Source organism: Pseudomonas sp. P65(2024) (genome assembly GCF_057480955.1).
In genome coordinates this window covers 462,918-482,363 of the sequence record NZ_JBLIYX010000001.1, presented here as the reverse complement: position 1 = coordinate 482,363, position 19,446 = coordinate 462,918, and the positions used below count along the sequence as shown (strand labels likewise).

At 65.5% G+C, this 19,446-nt stretch carries 16 protein-coding genes; 11 read left to right on the top strand and 5 right to left on the bottom strand.

The window, feature by feature from the left end; genetic code table 11:
- Positions 1-123: 123 nt before the first annotated feature.
- The 3 genes from AC25MA_RS02310 to AC25MA_RS02300 all read left to right on the top strand — a co-directional run bounded on the left by AC25MA_RS02310 (position 124) and on the right by AC25MA_RS02300 (position 3,753).
- Positions 124-807 carry a response regulator gene (locus tag AC25MA_RS02310; protein ID WP_028692892.1) on the top strand — a complete coding sequence of 228 codons (684 nt, stop codon included), beginning with the start codon at positions 124-126 and terminating at the stop codon, positions 805-807.
- Complete coding sequence (locus tag AC25MA_RS02305) at positions 804-2,126, top strand: ATP-binding protein (protein ID WP_062362479.1); 1,323 nt, start codon at positions 804-806, stop codon at positions 2,124-2,126. The genes AC25MA_RS02310 and AC25MA_RS02305 overlap by 4 nt, the downstream gene beginning before the upstream one ends.
- Positions 2,127-2,352: 226 nt before the next feature.
- Positions 2,353-3,753: an aspartate aminotransferase family protein gene (locus AC25MA_RS02300; RefSeq protein ID WP_028692894.1), complete on the top strand. Its 1,401-nt coding sequence runs from the start codon at positions 2,353-2,355 to the stop codon at positions 3,751-3,753.
- A 79-nt stretch (positions 3,754-3,832) separates the two neighbouring features.
- On the opposite strand, the gene AC25MA_RS02295 is transcribed toward AC25MA_RS02300, so the two are convergent.
- Positions 3,833-4,765, bottom strand: coding sequence for a siderophore-interacting protein (locus AC25MA_RS02295; protein WP_486971759.1), 933 nt, complete (start codon positions 4,763-4,765; stop codon positions 3,833-3,835).
- Positions 4,766-4,900: 135 nt separating this feature from the next.
- Between AC25MA_RS02295 and pvdP the strand changes: the two genes are divergently transcribed.
- Complete coding sequence (pvdP, locus tag AC25MA_RS02290) at positions 4,901-6,523, top strand: pyoverdine maturation tyrosinase PvdP (protein ID WP_213883469.1); 1,623 nt, start codon at positions 4,901-4,903, stop codon at positions 6,521-6,523.
- A gap of 72 nt (positions 6,524-6,595) precedes the next feature.
- Here the strand turns inward: pvdP and AC25MA_RS02285 are convergent, their stop codons facing one another.
- The 3 genes from AC25MA_RS02285 to AC25MA_RS02275 are packed head-to-tail and all read right to left on the bottom strand — an operon-like array spanning position 6,596 to position 11,144.
- Complete coding sequence (locus tag AC25MA_RS02285) at positions 6,596-7,999, bottom strand: efflux transporter outer membrane subunit (RefSeq protein WP_028692897.1); 1,404 nt, start codon at positions 7,997-7,999, stop codon at positions 6,596-6,598.
- Positions 8,000-8,002: 3 nt separating this feature from the next.
- Positions 8,003-9,964, bottom strand: a complete 1,962-nt coding sequence (locus AC25MA_RS02280) for a MacB family efflux pump subunit (protein WP_088852632.1) — start codon at positions 9,962-9,964, stop codon at positions 8,003-8,005.
- Position 9,965: 1 nt separating this feature from the next.
- A complete protein-coding gene (locus tag AC25MA_RS02275) occupies positions 9,966-11,144 on the bottom strand; it encodes an efflux RND transporter periplasmic adaptor subunit (protein WP_028692899.1) in 1,179 nt (392 codons plus the stop codon).
- A gap of 212 nt (positions 11,145-11,356) precedes the next feature.
- Between AC25MA_RS02275 and AC25MA_RS02270 the strand changes: the two genes are divergently transcribed.
- The 4 genes from AC25MA_RS02270 (at position 11,357) to AC25MA_RS02255 (ending at position 14,494) form a co-directional block, all read left to right on the top strand.
- Positions 11,357-11,833 (top strand): sigma-70 family RNA polymerase sigma factor, encoded by a 477-nt coding sequence (locus tag AC25MA_RS02270; protein ID WP_028692900.1) that lies wholly within the window; start codon positions 11,357-11,359, stop codon positions 11,831-11,833.
- 170 nt (positions 11,834-12,003) lie between these two features.
- Positions 12,004-12,489 carry a histidine kinase gene (locus tag AC25MA_RS02265; protein ID WP_088852631.1) on the top strand — a complete coding sequence of 162 codons (486 nt, stop codon included), beginning with the start codon at positions 12,004-12,006 and terminating at the stop codon, positions 12,487-12,489.
- Positions 12,490-12,542: 53 nt separating this feature from the next.
- The gene (locus AC25MA_RS02260) at positions 12,543-13,868 is read left to right on the top strand and encodes an MFS transporter (RefSeq protein WP_028692902.1); all 1,326 of its coding nucleotides are present in this window, start codon (positions 12,543-12,545) and stop codon (positions 13,866-13,868) included.
- Between the two features lie 182 nt (positions 13,869-14,050).
- On the top strand, positions 14,051-14,494 hold the full coding sequence (locus AC25MA_RS02255; RefSeq protein ID WP_028692903.1) for a hypothetical protein: 444 nt from the start codon (positions 14,051-14,053) through the stop codon (positions 14,492-14,494).
- A gap of 154 nt (positions 14,495-14,648) precedes the next feature.
- Here the strand turns inward: AC25MA_RS02255 and AC25MA_RS02250 are convergent, their stop codons facing one another.
- On the bottom strand, positions 14,649-16,313 hold the full coding sequence (locus AC25MA_RS02250) for an electron transfer flavoprotein-ubiquinone oxidoreductase (RefSeq protein WP_069017306.1): 1,665 nt from the start codon (positions 16,311-16,313) through the stop codon (positions 14,649-14,651).
- Positions 16,314-16,855: 542 nt separating this feature from the next.
- On the opposite strand from AC25MA_RS02250, the gene AC25MA_RS02245 reads away from it, so the two are divergent.
- From AC25MA_RS02245 to AC25MA_RS02235, 3 genes are all read left to right on the top strand, one after another.
- Positions 16,856-17,605 carry an electron transfer flavoprotein subunit beta/FixA family protein gene (locus AC25MA_RS02245; RefSeq protein ID WP_028692905.1) on the top strand — a complete coding sequence of 250 codons (750 nt, stop codon included), beginning with the start codon at positions 16,856-16,858 and terminating at the stop codon, positions 17,603-17,605.
- Complete coding sequence (locus tag AC25MA_RS02240) at positions 17,606-18,535, top strand: electron transfer flavoprotein subunit alpha/FixB family protein (protein WP_028692906.1); 930 nt, start codon at positions 17,606-17,608, stop codon at positions 18,533-18,535. It abuts the gene before it with no gap.
- Between the two features lie 86 nt (positions 18,536-18,621).
- Complete coding sequence (locus AC25MA_RS02235; protein ID WP_088852629.1) at positions 18,622-19,443, top strand: substrate-binding periplasmic protein; 822 nt, start codon at positions 18,622-18,624, stop codon at positions 19,441-19,443.
- Positions 19,444-19,446: the final 3 nt, after the last annotated feature.

Sequence of the window (19,446 nt, the reverse complement as noted above, 5' to 3'; positions counted from 1 at the left end):
GGATCGGCGACAGCCTTGTCTGTCCCGATGCTATCAGCCCGACGAAGTCCTCCAAATCCGTTCATAATCCCCCCTTAATCGCCACCCTGTGCAATGCCAGCTTCCCCACCCAGGAGACCCCATATGCACGTTCTGCTCTGCGAGGACGATGACCTGATCGCCAGCGGCATCTGCGCCGGCCTCTCGGCCCAGGGCCTGACCGTGGACCGGGTGGCCAGCGCCTCGCAGGCCCGGCAGATGCTCGGAACCGCGAAGTTTGATGTGATGATCCTCGACCTGGGCCTGCCCGACGAGGACGGCCTCAAGCTGCTGCGCCGCCTGCGCCAGCAGGGCGAGACCCTGCCGGTGCTGGTGCTCACCGCCCGCGACGCGGTCACCGACCGGGTCGACGGCCTGCAGGCCGGCGCCGACGACTACCTGCTCAAGCCCTTCGACCTGCGCGAACTGGCCGCTCGCCTGCATACCCTGCTGCGCCGCGTCGCCGGGCGGGCGGTGAACGTCATCGAGCACGGCCCGCTGCGCTACGACCCCAGCAGTTGCGCGGCGACCCTGGGCGGCCAGGCGGTGGACCTGTCGCGCCGCGAGCAGGCCCTGCTGCAGGCATTGCTGCAGAACCCGGGGCGCGTGCTGTCCAGCGAGCAACTCAAGGACTGCGTCTACGGTTTTAGCGACGAGGTCGAAAGCAACGCGCTGAACGTGCATATCCACCACCTGCGGCGCAAACTGGGCAACAGCATCGTCGAGACCGTACGCGGCCTTGGCTACCGTCTGGGGCCGGCCCAGGCGCCGGAGGAGCGTGTGTCATGAGCCTGCGGGTTCGCCTTTCACTGATTCTCGGCAGTGTGTTCATCGTCATCTGGGCGCTGGCGGCGGCCTGGATGCTGCGCGACCTGCGCCAGCAGATGATGTTCTCCCTCGACCAGCGCCTGGTGGCATCGGCGCGCATGGTCGCGGGGCTGATCGACCAGTTGCCGCAACCGTTGACTGCCAAGGGCCAGGATGCGCATTTTTCCGCCGACCAGTTCAGCGTGCCGGACGGCATGGCCTGTCAGGTCAGCTCGCTGCGCGGCGAGATCCTCGCCAGCAACCACAAGCACGACGGCGCCATGGACGACGAGCGCAGCGGCTTCCGTGACCAGACCATCGATGGCGCCTCCTGGCGTACCTTCACCTACAACCATGGCGATGTGCGCATCACCACCGCCGACCGCCACCAGGAGCGCGAGGCGCTGAACCAGTCAATCCTGCTGGCGGCCTCGGCGCCTGTGCTGATGGCCTTGCTGGGCAGCCTGGGGCTATTGTGGATCGGCCTGGGCAAGGGGCTGGCGCCGCTCAATCGCATGCGTGATGCCTTGCGCAGGCGCCGCGCCGACAGCGTCGAGCCGTTGCAGGTGGCCGGCCTGCCCAGCGAGCTGCAACCGCTGCTCGATACCCAGAACCAGCTGTTCCTGCGCATCGCCCAGACCATCGAGCGCGAACGCCGTCTGACTGACGACGCCGCCCATGAGCTGCGCAGCCCGCTGACCGCCATCAAGACCCATCTGCAGGTGGCGCGCATGACCGACGGTGCCGTGCGTGAGCAGGCGTTGGAGCATGCCGAGCAGGGTACCGATCGCATGCACCGCACGCTGGAGCAACTGCTGATGCTGGCGCGGGTCGAGGGCAGCCTGTCGTTCGACGATGGCGTGCAGTGCAGCGCCGAGCAGGTTGCCCGACAGGCCATCGAGGACGCTGGTGGCGGCGACAACCGGCGCATTCACCTGCGCCTGCCCGAGGCGGCGGCCAAGGTCTACCTGAGCATGCCGGCGCCGTTGGCGGTGGCGGCGCTGCGCAACTTGCTGGACAACGCCCTGCGCCATGGCGGCGATGCCGCCGTGGAGCTGGAGGTACAGGCGCAGGACGGGCAGGTGGACTTCCTGGTGCGCGATCATGGGCCGGGGATTGCCCAGGAAGATCTCGAACACCTGACCGAACGTTTCTGGCGCAACGGCCAGAGCGGAGGTTGCGGGCTGGGGCTGGCGATCGTCCAGGCCATCGTCCAGCGCTGCGCTGGCAGCCTGCGGTTCGACAGCCGGGCCGATGGTTTGCGGGTGAGCCTGCAGGTGCCGGCGCGTTCAGGAAGTTGAGTTCGGCGCTGTACCCATCGTGGGGCAAGCCCGCTTCCAAGCAGCTTGGTCATGAGACCGTGGGAGCGGGCTTGCTCCGCGACAGAGGCCGCCATCTACGACAAATCCCATGACAACCGCTAAATCCGCACCTCGCTGAAGCGTTTTTCAAGCGATAAGAACCCGACACACATCCGGTTACAGGGCGCGTGGCGGGCACATTCGCTTGCTTGCGAGGGTTTTTCCGATGTCGACCGCTTCCAGTCTTGCCCAGGTACTGCCGGCCACTGCGCCGCGCGCCCTGTACGAATTCGAGGATTCGCCCTTGCTGCTGCGCCAGCAGCAGCAGGAATCCAACGCCCGCAGCTACCCCCGGCGCATCCCCCTGGCGCTCAAGCGCGCCCGTGGCCTGTACGTCGAGGACGTCGAGGGCCGCCAGTTCATCGATTGCCTCGCAGGTGCCGGCACCCTGGCCCTGGGCCACAACCATCCGGTGGTGATCGACGCGATCCAGCGTGTGCTGGCCGACGAACTGCCGCTGCACACCCTGGACCTGACCACGCCGGTCAAGGATCAGTTCGTCCAGGACCTGTTCGCCCTGCTGCCCGAGGGCCTGCGCCGGGAAGCGAAGATCCAGTTCTGCGGCCCGACCGGTACCGATGCGGTCGAGGCTGCGCTCAAGCTGGTGCGCACGGTCACCGGGCGCAGCACCGTGCTGGCGTTCCAGGGGGCCTACCATGGCATGACCCAGGGCGCGCTGAGCCTGATGGGCAGCCTGGGGCCGAAAAAGCCGCTCGGCGCGTTGCTGAACAATGGCGTGCAGTTCCTGCCTTATCCCTATGACTACCGCTGCCCGTTCGGCCTCGGCGGCGAGGCGGGCGTGCGCGCCAACCTGCACTACCTGGAAAACCTGCTGTGCGATCCGGAGGCCGGCGTTGCGCTGCCGGCGGCAGTGATCGTTGAGGTTGTGCAGGGCGAGGGGGGGGTGATCCCCGCCGATATCGAGTGGTTGCGCGGGTTGCGCCGGATCACCGAGCAGGCCGGGGTGGCGTTGATCGTCGACGAGATCCAGAGCGGTTTCGCCCGTACCGGCAAGATGTTCGCCTTCGAGCACGCCGGCATCGTGCCCGACGTGGTCACCCTGTCCAAGGCTATTGGCGGCAGCCTGCCGCTGGCCGTGATGGTCTATCGCGACTGGCTCGACCAGTGGTCGCCGGGTGCCCATGCCGGTACCTTCCGTGGTAACCAGATGGCCATGGCCGCGGGCTCGGCGGTGATGAAGTACCTGGTGGAGCACCGCCTGTGCGAGCACGCCGAGGCCATGGGCCAGCGCCTGCGCGGGCACCTGCAACGGTTGCAGCAGGACTATCCGCAGCTTGGCGATATCCGTGGCCGTGGCCTGATGCTGGGCGTGGAACTGGTGGATCCGGCGGGCAAGCGCGACGTCCAAGGCCATCCGCCGGCCTGCCGCAAGCTGGCGCCGAAGGTGCAGCGCGAATGCCTGCGTCGTGGCCTGATCCTCGAGCTGGGCGGCCGCCATGGTGCGGTGGTGCGCTTCCTGCCGCCGCTGATCATCAGTGCCGAGCAGATCGACGAGGTGGCGGCAAGGTTTGCCGAGGCCGTCGCGGCGGCGGTATCAGCTGGCTGAGTGTTCGAATCCAGGCGAAATTCCCTGCAGGAGATCGCCCTGGCCGAAGGGCTGGGTGATCTCCTGCAGGATGCAGGTATTAGTCGAAGGTGCGACCGGCGCGCCAGTAGCCCATCAGCGTCAGGCTCTCCCTTGGCAGTCCGCGCTCCTTGATCAGGTGCCGGCGGATATCCATGACGGTCCCCGACTCCCCGGCGATCCAGGCATGGAAGTCGCCGTGCTCGCCGCTGGCCTGTTCCCAGAGGATGCGCTCGTCGATATCCACGTCTTCCAGCTCGACCGTCGATGCGCCGCGCACCGCCGGCAGGCTGGCCAGTTCGCGCACGGCGTGCTGCATGCCCTGGCCATGTTCGCTGCGCAGCAGGTCACGCGGCAGCCAGTGCAGGCGGGTGGCCGGGCTGTGGCGCAGGTCGAGGCAGTCGGCTTCCAGCGGCACTTCGATAAAGGCCTCCACCTGCAGTTCCGGCGTGTTCGTGGCCAACTGCTCGAGGATGCCGGCGATGGCCGGCAGGGCAGTTTCGTCACCGATCAGCAAGATACGCCGGACACTGTGCGGCGGCTTCCACTCGTAGCCGCCGGGGTCGTCGGCATAGGCCAGGTTGGGTGCGACCATCTGCAGGCGGTCACCCGGACGGGCATGGGTGGCCCAGGCCGAGGCCGGGCCATTGACGCCATGCAGGACAAAGTCCACCTCTACCTCCAGGGCGTCGCGGCGCAGGGCGCGGATGGTGTAGGTGCGCATCGGTGGCATGTCCTGCGCCGCCAGCTCGCGCCGCGCCTGTTGCCATTGCGCGTGCTTGGGCAGGCTTGGCGGTGCTCCTGCGGGCGTCGGAAACAGCAGCTTGACGCGCTGGTCGGGGGCCAGGGTGGTCATCTGCGCCACGTCCTCGCCAGTGAAGACAAAGCGGCTCAGTGACGGGCTCAAGGGTTCAACGGTCTTCAGATCAATGTCGAAGACCCGGTAGTGCGTGGCCTTGACCGATTCGGTCAGGCGATCGTGCAGGGAGGTCATGGGTATGCCTCTGTCAGCGGGAGATAACCAACAGACGAGCGCGCCGGGTGGTTAATTAGACGGCTAAATTTTCCCGGCCTATCTACGTCCTAGCTTGGATAGAAGTCGCGGCACGCGAAGACGGATTGAGGCGCAATGACAATTTCCCGACGAGGATTCATCGCTGGCCTGGCAGTGGCGGGCGCCACAGGCACGGCGGCCTATTACGCGCACCAGCAGCTGACCCACGACCCTGAAGACGATATCGTCACGCCCGGCGAGGCCAGCGTCGAACTGGCCGACTATGCCGGGCAGGTCCTGGCCGACCGGCTGCGCGGTGTGTGGGAGATCCGCTTCGACGGTGCAGAACGAGGACTTGACGGGCTGCCTCGACAGGGCGTCGAGATGTTCCTCGACGTCGCCACCAAGGGGCGTGGCCTGCGCGGATTCGTCGATACCGGCGAGGGTCTTCGCGGTGCTGCCGAGCCGGCCTATCGTGTGCTCGGTGACCTGGTCGGTGCCAGCAGCACCGAGGTGCGTTGGCGGCTGGTCAACCAGCACGGCGGGCCGGGTTATGAATGCGTGGCGAGTCTCGACGAGGTTTGGGCCGAGTTCGCCAATGCCGGTAGCGGCACGTTGAGTGGCCGCGTACAACGCTTGGATAGACCGCTGACCCTGCCGGTGCCCGACAGCCGTTTCGTCGCGGTCAAGCGTCTGTTCCCCGAGGCCCGCGAGCGTCTGCCCTATACCCCCGAAATGCGCGAGTGGGTGGTCGGCGCTGAGCATCGCCTGTTCCACCAGCTTTGGCATGCCACCCGAGACCAGTGGCACAAGTTGCCGCAGACCAAGCAGAACGCGCTGCGTGGCCTGGGCTGGCAACCTGGGCCGCGCGACCGTGAGCGTGATGCCCGCGGCCCGCGCAAGCACCGCAATGGTTCGGGTATCGATTTCCTGTTCATGCACCGGCACATGCTGATGTATGCCCGCACACTGCAGGACCTGCCTTCCTGGCAACGCTTTCCGCTACCGCAACCCAGCGTCGAGTTCGATCGAACAGGTTTCGCCCGCTACTTCGACAACCACGACGGCTACTGCGTGCCGCCAGGCTGGCAGGCGCCGGGCGACGACGCCTATGGCCAGTGGGTGGGAGCGATCAAGGCCGGCGAGACCTACTGCAGCAACTTCCAGGTGTGGGAGTCGCAGTACCAGGATCCGGTGTACCTGTCGAAACTGACCCTGGGCGCCTTCGGCTCGGAACTGGAGATGAACCTGCACGATTGGCTGCACATGTGCTGGGCGTCGGTGCCGCGCGATCCCAACAATGGCGCGCCGGTGCCGTTCGCCCGCGACCAGGCGGACTTCGCCGCGCGCTGGTTCGAGCCTGAGAACGACTTCCTCGGTGATCCGTTCTCATCCCATGTGCACCCGGTCTTCTGGGGGTTTCACGGCTGGATCGACGATCGCATCGACGACTGGTTCCGTGCCCATGAGCGCCATCACCCCGGTCAGGTACGTCGCCTCGAAGTCAACGGCGTGCCCTGGTTCGCTCCCGGGCGCTGGGTGGAGGTCGATGATCCCTGGCTGGGTCCGGATACCCATGGCTGCAGCACGCAGCCGGGCATGCGCCCGGGCAAGTCGGTGGAGATGGACGTGGAGACCATGAAGTTGGCCCTGCGCATCACCTTCGGTGACGAGGACAAGCTCGACAACCTGCTGCGCAAGGTGCCGCAACGGCCCTGGTATGCGCGACACCTTTCGTTGAAGAACATCGTTTCCTGAGGCTCCGTGCGAAAGCGCCAGACCAGACAATGAAGTTCTCTGGCCTGGCGCTTTAGCGGGGCAAGCCTGCTCCTACAGCGTCTGCGGCGCCTGCCAGCCTCCGCCCAGTGCCTTGTACAACGCCACGCTTCCCCGTAACTGCTCCAGGCGCAGCTGCGCTTGCTGGTCCTGGGCCAGGTACAGCGTGCGCTGGGTCTCGAGTACGGTGAGCAGGGTCTCGGCACCGGCGGTGTAGCGTTGCTGGGCCAAATCAAAGGCGATACGCGCCTGTTCCACTTCCTGGTCCTGCCAGCGGCGCTGGCGCTCCACGCCGGCGATGGCGTTCAGGGCTTTCTCCACATCCGAGAACCCGGCCAGGATGCTGGCGCGGTACAGCTCCAGCAACTCCTGCTGTTCGGCACGGGCCGCGTCCCGGGCGGCACTCAGCCGACCGTTGTTGAAGATCGGCGCGGTGAGCCCGGCGGTGAGGGTGTAGTAGGGGCTGTCGAAGATATTGGGCACGGTCCGGGCGCCACTGCCCAGGTCCGCGCCCAGTATCAGACGCGGCAGCATCGCCGCCCGAGCTACCTGGATATTGGCGCTAGCCGCCGCCAGGCGTGCCTCGGCGGCGGCGATGTCCGGGCGGCGGCCGAGCAGTTCGCTGGGCACGCCGCTGCCGATGGCTGGCCACTGCACGTTGCCGATGGTTTCGTCGGTGGCGGGCAGCGCCTGCACAGGATCGCCCAGCAAGGTGGCAAGGACGATGCGGTTGTCCTGACGGCGTTGTTCGAGCAGTGGTAACTGGCGCTCCTGGGCGGCCACCAGGCTGCGCTGCTGGGCCAGTTCCAGGCGGGTGGCCGAGCCCGAGCGTTCACGGGCTTCGACCAGGCCCAGCACGTCGCGGGCGTTGCTCAGGTTGAGGCGGGCGATGCGCAGTTGCTCGTCGAGAGCCAGGCCTCGCAGATAGCTGTCGGCCACGGCGCTGACCAGGGTCAGCTCCACGGTCTGGCGATCGAAGCGGCTGGCGTCGAGGCTGCGCAGGGCGCTGTCACGGGTGGCGCGCAGACCGCCCCAGAAGTCGATCTCGTAGCTGGCGCTCAGGCGGGTTCCGAACGAGGTACTGGTGCGTTCGTTGCTGCTGGCGTCGAGTTGGTCGTTGCCCTCGCCGCGCAGCAAGCGCTGGCGGCTGCCGTTCAGGCCCAACTGCACCTCGGGCAGCAATGGCGCGCCGGCGATCACGGCGCTGGCCTGGGCCTTGCGCACCCGCGCCGCGGCGGCGGCCAGGTCGTGGCTGTTGAGGCGGGCGCGTTCGACCAGCCGGTCCAGCTCGGTGCTGGCGAAGGCGCGCCACCACTGGCTGTCAGGCAGGGGCTGGGCTGTGGCCGGCCCCTGCCAGGCGGGTGGCGTGTCGATGTTCGCCGCCGGTGGCGGCGGGCTGCTGCAGGCGGCCAGGCAAAGGCTCAGGGTCAACAGGCTGGTACGGCTGGGAATCGTCATGAACTATTCGCTGGTAAGGGCCTTGACCGGGTCGAGGCGGGCGGCCTTGCGGGCCGGCATGAAACCGAAGACCACGCCGGTGATCACGGCGCAGGCGAAGGCGCCGAGGATGGCGGGCAGGGCGAAGGCCACGGCGATGTCGGCCAGCAACAGGCCGCCGCCGATGGCCAGGGCCAGGACGATGCCGGTCACGCCGCCGACCATCGACAGCATCACCGCTTCGGTGAGGAACTGGCGCAGGATGTCGCGCTGGCGCGCGCCGGTGGCCATGCGGATACCGATTTCGCGGGTGCGCTCGCGCACGGTCATGAGCATGATGTTCATCACGCCGATGCCGCCGACCAGCAGCGAGATCGCGGCGATCGCCCCAAGCATCAGCGACAGGCTGTTCTGGGTGCGGGCCTCGGCCTGGATCAGCGCGGCATCGTTGGTCAGGACGAAGTCGTGCTTGCCCTGGTGGCGCTGCAGCATCAGGCGCTCGATCGCCTGCTCGGTTTCCTTGACCCGGCCGGAATCCAGGGCGGCGATGGTGACGTATTCCGGATCGCGGCTGCCGAACAGGCGGATGGAGGCGGCGGAGTAGGGCACCACCACGCGCTCGTCGCTGTCCTCGCTGCCGGAGCTGGCGCCTTTGCCCTGGAGCACGCCGATCACCTGGAACGGCACGTTGCCGATCAGCAGGTACTGGCCGAGCGGATTGCTCCCTGCGCCAAACATCTTCTCGCGCACCTTCTGTCCGATCACGGCCACGGCGGCGGCGTTGGCTTCGTCGGCCTCGCTGTAGAAGCTGCCCTCGACCACCGGCCAGTTGAAAATCTCGGGAAATCCGGTGTTGTTGCCGCCGACATAGAACTGCTCGCCCTTGTTGCCGTGGCGCACCATGAGCTTGTCGCCGATCACCGGCATGACGCGCTTGACCTGCGGCAGTTCGCCGATGGCGTCGACATCATCGAGGGTGACGATACCGGTCAGCTCCTCGGAGGAGTGCTTGCCGTTGAGGTAGAGGATGTTCGAGCCGAAGGCGGCCATCTGCGCCATGACCTGGCGCTTGCTGCCTTCGCCGACCGCCAGCATGACCACCACCGAGGCCACCCCGATGATGATGCCGAGCAGGGTCAGGGCGGTGCGGAAGCGGTTGATCCACATCACCCGCCAGGCGGCCTGCAGGGACTCTGCCAGTTCGCCTTTCCAGGCGCCGCGCTGGGTGGCGCCGAAGTCCAGGCGTTGGCGCAGGTCGTCGGCTTGCACCTGTCGGGGCGGGGCATCGGCCGATGACGGGGTGGCCGAGTCACCGACCACCTCGCCGTCGCGCACCTCGATGATCCGCTGGGCGCGGGCCGCGACCTCGCGATCATGGGTGATGAGGATGATCACATGGCCCTGGCTGGCCAGCTCGTCGAGCAGGGTCATCACCTCGGCGCCACTGTGGCTGTCGAGGGCGCCGGTGGGTTCGTCGGCGAGGATGATATGCCCGCCGTTCATCAGCGCACGGGCAATCGACACCCGCTGTTGCTGGCCGCCGGACAACTGGTGCGGACGGTTGCCGGTGCGGCTGGCCAGCCCTAGGCGTTCGAGCAGGGCGCGGGCGCGGGCATGGCGTTCGGCGGGCGGGGTGCCGGCGTAGATGGCCGGCATCTCGACGTTCTCCTGGGCCGAGCCCGAGGGGATCAGGTGGTAACCCTGGAACACGAAGCCAAAGGCTTCGCGGCGCAGCCAGGCCAGCTCGTCGCTGTCCAGTTCGGCCACGTCCCGGCCAGCGAAGCGGTAGCTGCCCGAGGTGGGGCGGTCGAGGCAGCCGAGGATGTTCATCAGGGTCGACTTGCCGGAGCCCGAGGCGCCGACGATGGCGACGAACTCGCCGGGGTGGATGCTCAGGCTGATGCCGCGCAGCACCTCGACCCTGGGCGAATCGACACCGCCATAGACCTTGCGGATGTCGCACAGCTCGATCAGGGGCGTGGCCATCTCAACCCCCACTGGCGGCAGGAAGGCCGATGACCAGGCGCTCGCCTTCGTTCAAACCCTCAAGGATCTGCACCCGCAGGCGGTCGCTCAAGCCGGTGCGCACCTGGCGCGCCTCGACCTGGCCCTTGCCGTTCAGCACCTGGGCCAGGCGCAAGCCCTCTTCGGGGGTCTCGTCCAGCGCGGCCAATGGCACGCTGAGCACCTGGCTGGCCTGGCCGGCGACGAAGAACACCTGGGTGGTCATCTCCGCCATCAGGGCGCCGTCGGGGTTATCCACGTCCAGCAGCACGGTGTACTGGACCACCTTGGTGCCCGTGGTGCCAGCCGTGGTGCTGGCCGGGCTGCCCCCGCCCTGGCTGGATTGGTCCAGGGGCTTGGGCGGTACCGGCAGGATCTGCCGCACGGTGCTGGTCCAGCGCCGCTTGCCGCCGGCCAGGGTATTGAAGTAGGCGGTCATGCCCGGCTTGACCTTGCCGATGTCGGCTTCGGATACCTGGGCCCACACGGTCATTGGCGAGAGCTTGGCGATGCGCAGGATCAGCGGTGTCTGCTGCTGGGCGTTGAGGGTCTGGCCCTCGCGGGCGTCCACCGCCACCACGGTGCCGCTCATGGGCGCGTAGATCCGCGTGTAGCCCAGCTCCGCCTCGTCGCTGCGCAGGCTGGCCTGGGCCTGGCGGATCTGCGCCTGGTACATGTCGATGCGCGCCTGGGTCACCTTCAGTTGCGCCGCTGCCGTTTGCAGGTCTTCCTGGCGGCTGGCGCCGGCCGCAGCCAGATCCTGCTGGCGTTTGTACTGCTGCTGGGCGAGCAGGTACTGCGCCCGCTGTTCGGCGAGCTGGGCCTTGAGGTTTTCGATCGAGTAGCGCCCGGCATCGAGCTTGGCCTGCTGCGTGGACGGGTCGATCTCCACCAGCAGTTGGCCCTGGCGCACTTCGTCACCGGGTTCCACATGCAGCTTGCGGATCTGCCCCGAGGCCTGGGCGCCCACGTCGACATAGCGGCGCGGCTGCAGGGTGCCCAAGGCGGTGACGCTGCTTTCGATGTCGGCGCGGATCACTGGCACGGTGCTGACCGGTGCGCCGCCGAGCGGCAGGACCTGCCAGGCCACCAGGCTGCCGAGACCGGCCAGGCCCAGGGCGCCGATCAGCACGCTGCGGCGGGTATTGAATGTGCGTGTCATGCGGGCTTCCAGCCGGAGGTAGTGGCCGAGTGCCGCGATGGGGCGTGCGCTCGGGGGTCCCAGTTAAACGAATGATATCGATGACGATTTAGCGCAGAGAAGGGGGCTGCGTGTTGCTGCGAATAATTATAATTTGTAAGATCGCACGCTGATATCATCCAGACCTCTTCCTTGGCTCGCAACGCTGGGGCAGGGTGACGCCAGGTGCCGTCGTGGAACATTACTATCGCGAATTGGTGAGCTTCCTGTCCGCCCGACTCGGTAATCGCCAGTCGGCCGAAGACGTCGCCCACGATGCCTACATCCGGGTGTTGGAGCGCACGGAGGGCGAGCATATCGAGCACCCGCGCGCCTACCTCTATCGTACGGCCATGAATCTTGTGGTCGATCATCACCGTCGACATCTGGTGCGTCAGGCCGAGCCGCTGGAGGTTCTGGACAACGATGAGCGCTGGCATACTCCGGCGTTGACCCAGAGCATGCAGCTCGACCAGCGCCTGGCGCTGATGCGCCAGGCGCTGGATGAATTGAGTGGGCCTTGCCGCGACAGCTTCCTGCTGCGCAAGCTCGATGGCCTGTCGCACCAGCAGATCGCCGAGCGCCTGGGTATTTCCCGCAGCCTGGTGGAAAAGCACATCGTCAATGCCATGAAGCATTGCCGTGTGCGCATGCGCCAGTGGGAGTCCTGAGCGAGCCGCCTGCGGATGTGAAAATTCCGTGAGTGGGCGACTTGATTTCTCCCGGGATCACGACAACTATCAATAAAGACCCCCGTTCAGGCATTGCGCCCGACGTTGCCGTTGCCGGCGCAGTATGGTCATGGAGCTACCGTTACCACCCAACTGCCCAGGTCCGGACGATGCCTAACAAATCCATGCGCATCCTCATCGCCGACGAGCACCCCGGCCAGCGCCTGCAGCTGGAGAAAATGCTCAATGGGCTGGGTTATTACCGGATCGCCCCGGTGGAGAGTTTCGACGACCTGCAGCGCCTGGTGCATAGCGCACTGGAACCCTTCAACCTGTTGGTGGGTAACATAGAGCTGGCCAGTCATGCTGGGGTAGACCTGGCGCGCTTCTGCAGGGTCAGTTCGCAGATCCAGCACGCACTGCTGTACCACTCGTCACACCTGAAAGTGCCCGTCGTACCGCCGAGCGATCGCCACGCCGTCAGCATCAGCCTGCCCCAGGCGCCCGACAGCGAGGCGCTGGAGTCGTTCATGGCGATCATCGACATGCCGGTGCTGGTTGGGCAACTGCCCTTGCCGCCGGGGTTGGCGGGGGCGTCCAGTTATGCCCGGCGGCGTACCAACCTTGCGCAGACCGTGTTTTGCCGCAATCCCTGAGCGATCAGTGAATTTGCTATCCTCTGGCCTTTTGCCTCGTTGCGGAAGCTGCCATGACTGCCATCGATACCACCCGCCCGCCACGGTTCAGCCGTAGCGATCACCGGACCCTGGGACTGGCCGCGCTGGGTGGCGCCCTGGAAATCTACGATTTCATCATTTTCGTGTTCTTCGCGCTGACCCTCAGCCAGCTGTTCTTCCCGCCTGAGATGCCGGAGTGGCTGCGCCTGCTGCAGAGCTTCGGGATCTTCGTCACCGGCTACCTGGCCAGGCCGCTGGGTGGCATCCTCATGGCCCATTTCGCCGACCACCTGGGGCGCAAGCGGGTGTTCAGCCTGAGTATCCTGATGATGGCGCTGCCGTGCCTGCTGATCGGGGTGATGCCGACCTACGCCGACATCGGCTACGCCGCGCCGCTGATCCTGCTGGCCTTGCGCATCTTGCAGGGGGCGGCGGTCGGCGGCGAGGTGCCCAGCGCCTGGACCTTCGTCGCCGAACATGCGCCACCTGGACGTCGCGGCTATGCGCTGGGCTTCCTGCAGGCCGGGCTGACCTTCGGCTACCTGCTCGGGGCGCTGACCGCGACCCTGCTGGCGCAATTGTTCACGCCCCAGGAGATCCTCGACTACGCCTGGCGCTATCCCTTCCTGCTTGGCGGCGTGTTTGGCGTGATCGGTGTCTGGCTGCGTCGTTGGCTGAGTGAAACCCCGGTGTTCCTGGCCCTGCGGGCGCAGCAGGAGCAGCCGGTGGCCTTCCCCCTGCGACGGGTGCTGGGCACTCACCGACGGGCCTTGATTCCAGCCGCGCTGCTGACCTGTGTGCTGACCTCGGCGGTGGTGGTACTGGTAGTGATCACCCCGACCGTGATGCAGCAACGGTTCGGCATGACAGCCGGGCACACCTTCGCCCTGAGCAGCGTGGGCATCGTCTTCCTCAATATCGGCTGCGTGTTGGCGGGGTTGCTGGTGGACCGCATCGGCGCCTGGCGGGCGCTGATGTTCTACTGCCTGCTGCTGCCTTTGGGCATTGGCACCTTGTACGCCAGCCTGGTGGGGCAGTGGGGGCAGACCTGGGCGGCCTATGCCTTGGCTGGCCTGTCCTGTGGCGTGGTGGGGGTGGTGCCGTCGGTGATGGTTGGGCTGTTCCCGGCCGAGATCCGGGTGTCGGGCATCTCCTTCACCTACAACGTCGCGTACGCCCTGTGGGCCAGCACCACGCCGTTGGCGCTGATCGCCTTGATGCCCTGGAGCCCATGGGTGTGCGTCGGCTTTTGTCTGGTCATGGGCATGGTCGGATTGCTTACGGCGCTCTACTTCAGACGCCGTGAGCCGTTGGGGTTTGCGGCGCAGCCGATGCCGCTCATGTGTGGTGACAAATGAAGCGGTAAAGGCTGCAGGGCAGTGAGGCAGACTTCCGGGCCAGGCAATCAACAGGTCCTACAGGCAGGGTAGGGATTTTGAGCGTCTGCAGCTCTGCTCCCCTACTGCGCCTTCGAGATTGTGCACGTAATTTCGACTGATCGTTGATGGACCATTCGTTCATACAGTCAGGAGAAATATGCATGTCCAGTTTCAGCATCACTTGGATGACGCGGGCCCAGCTGCCTGCGTTTCCGCCACAGATGAGCTTTTCGGCTGCCAATCCCGCCAGCACGAAACCGGATGATCAAGCCAGAACGCCGGTGATCCGCTGGGGCCGCAGCCTGGCCTGCGTGCTGGAGTCCCGCCTGCACCCTGATCAGGCCTGGATGGTGGTCTACGGTGATGGCAAGCAACTGACCGGCGTGCACCTGCTGCATGACTTTCGCCACATCAGCCGTATCCAGTTGACCGCCAGCAGCCATGCCGTGCTCTTGACTGACAGTGCGCAACGCCAGCAGACGGTCGATTTCTCCCTATTGAAAACACTGGATGGCAGGAGTGGCGATCAGGCTCCGGGGCATGGCCTACCCAGTGAGATTTCGTTCATGCTCACCCATGGTCAGGACTTCCTGGCGGTGGACTAGAAGGCTAATCTGGCTATGACCTCCGATCTGACAGTCCTATAAACGGACGACCGGTCAATGGCACTTCAGGGCAGGTCTTGTGCTCGAGATCAGCGACCATGAAAAAGCCCCCTGGCCGCACGGCCAGGGGGCTTTTGCTTACCGCAAGGAGGGCTTACATGTTCGGGTAGTTCGGCCCGCCAGCGCCTTCAGGGGTGACCCAGGTGATGTTCTGGGCCGGGTCCTTGATGTCGCAGGTCTTGCAATGCACGCAGTTCTGCGCGTTGATCTGGAAACGCTTGTTGCCGTCTTCCTGGGTGACCACTTCGTACACGCCGGCCGGGCAGTAGCGCTGTGCCGGCTCGTCGTACAGTGGCAGGTTGCTGGCGATCGGGATATTCGGATCGGTCAGCTTCAAGTGGCAGGGTTGCTCCTCTTCATGGTTGGTGCTGGAGAGGAATACCGAGCTGAGCTTGTCGAAGCTGAGCTTGCCGTCCGGTTTCGGATAGTCGATCTTTTTCGAGTCGGCGGCGAGCTTGAGGCAGGCGTAGTCCGGCTTGGTGTCATGCAGGGTGAACGGCAGCTTGCCGCCGAACCAGTTCTGGTCGATGTAGTTGAACGCGCCACCGAGCAACGGGCCGAACTTGTGCAGGGCCGGGCCGAAGTTGCGGCTGGCGAACAGCTCTTCATACAGCCAGCTGGCCTTGAAGGCGCTGACATAGCCGTTGAGCTGGTCGCCGCCTTCGCTGCCGGCGATCAATGCGTCAGCCACCGCCTCGGCGGCGAGCATGCCGGATTTCATCGCGGTGTGGCTGCCCTTGATCTTGGAGAAGTTCAGGGTGCCCAGATCGCAGCCGATCAGTGCGCCGCCATTGAAGACCATCTTCGGCAGCGAGTTCAGGCCGCCTTTGCAGATGGCGCGGGCGCCGTAGCTGATGCGCTTGCCGCCTTCGAGGTACTGGGCCATCACCGGGTGGTGCTTGAGGCGCTGGAACTCGTCGAACGGCGACAGGTACGGGTTGGAGTAGGACAGGTCGACGATCAGGCCGACCACCACCTGGTTGTTCTCCAGGTGATAAAGGAAGGAGCCACCGGTGTTCTCGGCGCTCATCACGTCCAGCGGCCAGCCGGCGGTGTGCACCACCAAGCCCTGCTCATGCTTGGCCGGGTCGATTTCCCAGATTTCCTTGAGGCCGATGCCGTAGTGCTGGGCGTCGGATTCGTTGTCCAGGTCGAAGCGCTTGATCAGCTGCTTGCCGATATGGCCACGGCAGCCCTCGGCGAACAGGGTGTACTTGGCGCGCAGTTCCATGCCCGGCGTGTACAGGCCGTCCTTCGGCTGGCCTTCACGGTCGACACCCAGGTCGCCGGTGACGATGCCGCGGACCACGCCGTTCTCATCGAACAGCGCTTCCTGGGCGGCGAAGCCCGGGTAGATCTCGACGCCCAGGTTCTCGGCCTGCTGGGCCAGCCAGCGGCACAGGTTGCCCAGGGAGATGATGTAGTTGCCCTGGTTGTGCATGGTCTTGGGCACGAACAGGTCGGGAACCTTGGTCGAGCTGTCGGCACTTTTCAGCACATAGATGTCGTCGCGCTTCACTTCGGTGTTCAGCGGCGCGCCGAGGTCTTTCCAGTCGGGGAACAGTTCGTTCAGGGCGCGCGGCTCGAACACCGCGCCGGAGAGGATGTGGGCGCCGACTTCGGAGCCTTTCTCGACCACGCAGACGCTGATCTCGCTACCGGCTTCGGCGGCCTTCTGCTTCAGGCGGCAGGCGGCGGACAGACCCGCCGGGCCTGCGCCGACGATGACCACGTCGAATTCCATGTATTCGCGTTCCACAGGTTCTCTCCTACTCAAGGCTCATCGCGTTGCTTGTCTTTTATGGGTGTTCACGGTCACGTGCGGCGTGCAGAGGCTGTAGCTTCGCAGGTGATGGACTACACCGTTTTGTCTTGGCCGCGCATTATATCTACACCACTTGGCGGGTCCAATACAAACGTTTGTTTGAATTTGCCGAAGGCCCGTAGAATCGCAGGTGGGCGGCTGGAGGCTGGCCAATTTGCCGTATTGACCGGATTGGGTGTTACGGTCAAGATACGAGCGCTTTCGCGTTCGCCGTAGGCTGACCGTCGGGCGCAGGTGCACCCCTAAAGACCAGGCGTGGAGCAGGGTTTACGGGCCGAATCAGGTTTTGTAGTGGAGTCTACACGCCACGACAGAAAATGACCCGTGGGTTTTACCCGCAAGGGTCGAAACAGGACTGATCGGTCAATTGAGCTTTGTCGGCGTCGGAACGTTTTTAGAGGTGCCCTTGTACCCACGCGCATTCGCCGGGCAGTCCCCAGGCGATCTTCTTTTCACCGGAGAGTAACGAGGAATCCATGAAGGTTCTTGTAGCTGTCAAACGAGTGGTCGACTACAACGTCAAGGTTCGCGTCAAGGCGGACAACTCCGGCGTCGACCTTGCAAACGTCAAGATGTCCATGAACCCCTTCTGCGAAATCGCCGTGGAAGAAGCCGTCCGCCTGAAAGAGAAGGGCGTGGCGAGCGAAATCGTCGTCGTCTCCATCGGCCCGACCGCCGCACAGGAGCAACTGCGTACCGCCCTGGCCCTGGGCGCCGACCGCGCCATCCTGGTCGAGGCCGCTGACGAACTGAATTCCCTGGCCGTGGCCAAGGCGCTGAAAGCTGTTGTCGACAAGGAGCAGCCGCAGCTGGTCATCCTCGGCAAGCAGGCCATTGATAGCGACAACAACCAGACCGGCCAGATGCTCGCCGCGCTGACCGGCTTCGCCCAGGGCACCTTCGCCTCCAAGGTCGAAGTCGCTGGCGACAAGGTCAATGTCACCCGTGAAATCGATGGCGGCCTGCAGACCGTCGCGTTGAACCTGCCTGCCATCGTCACCACCGACCTGCGCCTGAACGAGCCGCGCTACGCGTCGCTGCCGAACATCATGAAGGCCAAGAAGAAGCCGCTGGAGACCATCACTCCAGACGCGCTGGGCGTGTCCATCGCCTCCACCAACAAGACCCTCAAGGTCGAAGCGCCTGCCGCCCGCAGCGCTGGTATCAAGGTCAAGTCGGTGGCCGAACTGGTCGAGAAGCTGAAGAACGAAGCGAAGGTAATCTAAATGACTATCCTGGTTGTCGCTGAACACGAGAACGGTGCCGTAGCCCCGGCCACCCTGAACACTGTCGCCGCTGCCGCCAAGATCGGTGGTGATATCCACGTGCTGGTCGCCGGCCAGAACGTCGGTGGCGTCGCCGAGTCCGCCGCCAAGATCGCCGGCGTAGCCAAGGTGCTGGTTGCCGATAACGCCGCCTACGCCCACGCCCTGCCGGAAAACGTCGCGCCGCTGCTGGTCGAACTGGCCAAGGGTTACAGCCACGTGCTGGCCCCGGCCACCACCAATGGCAAGAACATCCTGCCGCGCGTTGCCGCGCTGCTGGACGTCGACCAGATCTCCGAGATCATCGCCGTTGAATCCGCCGACACTTTCAAGCGTCCGATCTATGCCGGTAACGCCATTGCCACCGTGCAATCGAGCGCTGCGGTCAAGGTCATCACCGTGCGTACCACCGGCTTCGACGCCGTGGCCGCCGAAGGTGGTTCGGCCGCTGTCGAAGCCGTCGCTGCCGCCCATGACGCCGGCAAGTCGGCCTTCGTTGGCGAAGAGCTGGCCAAGTCCGACCGTCCTGAACTGACCGCCGCCAAGATCGTCGTTTCCGGCGGACGCGGCATGGGCAACGGTGACAACTTCAAGCACCTGTACGCCCTGGCCGACAAGCTCGGCGCCGCCGTCGGCGCCTCGCGCGCGGCGGTTGACGCAGGCTTCGTGCCGAACGACATGCAGGTCGGCCAGACCGGCAAGATCGTCGCGCCGCAGCTGTACATCGCCGTCGGTATCTCCGGCGCGATCCAGCACCTGGCCGGCATGAAGGACTCGAAAGTGATCGTCGCGATCAACAAGGACGAAGAGGCGCCGATCTTCCAGGTCGCCGACTACGGCCTGGTCGCCGACCTGTTCGAAGCGGTTCCGGAGCTGGAAAAGCTGGTCTGATCCGCCTGCTTCACTTATAAAGAACCCGGCCCGCCCTTGGCGGTCCGGGTTTTTTCATGGTTTTTTCAGGGGCGGGGAGAGTTTGCATGGCGTTTCGCTGGAGCAAGGGAGGGCTGGCCTGCGTGCTGGCGCTGCTGTCGACGCAGGCCTTGGCGGTGGGCAAGTGCGAGCGCCTGGTCGCCACCGGCAGCCCGGATGCGCCGCCGTACTCCTGGCAGGACCCGCAGGACCCGAAACACCTGATTGGCGCCAATGTCGACCTGCTGCGCCAGGTGGCGGCCGAGCTTGGGGTGAAGATCGAGGTGCTGCACGCAGGCAAGCGCGAGCAGGCCCTGGAGGAAGTGCGTAGCGGGCGTATGGACCTGCTGCTCGACACGCCGATGCAGGTCACCCAGCTGACCAGCCTGGACTACATCCATCCGGCCTTGCAGCTCAACGAGTACCTGGTCTGGACCCGCCACGACGCCACATTGATGTTCGAGGGCCCGGCAGACCTCGCCCAGTACCGTGGCGCGCTGTCCGAGAAGGCCCGCCTGACCCCGGCCTTCGATGCCTTCGCCAAGTCCCAGCTCAAGCTGGAGCCGGCGCAAAACCTGACGCAGGCCTTCCAGAAGCTGGTGCTCGGCCAGGTCGATTATGTATTGGCGGGGCGCTACGCGGGCATGGCCATGGCGCAGAGCCTGGGCGTGGGCAACGACCTCATCGCCCGGGGTTTGCCGGTGGACCGTCCGGGGCTGTACCTGGCGGTCTCGCACAACTCGGCGTGCAACGACAGCTGGTTGCGCGGACAACTGGCGAAAAAACTGACAGAATTGCCGGTCTCCGGGGCGAGCGAGGCTGTGCTGCAGCGCAATGTCGAGCGTTGGAAGGCGCAGATGCAGGCGTCGCAGGGTGCCCCCAAACAGTAGGAA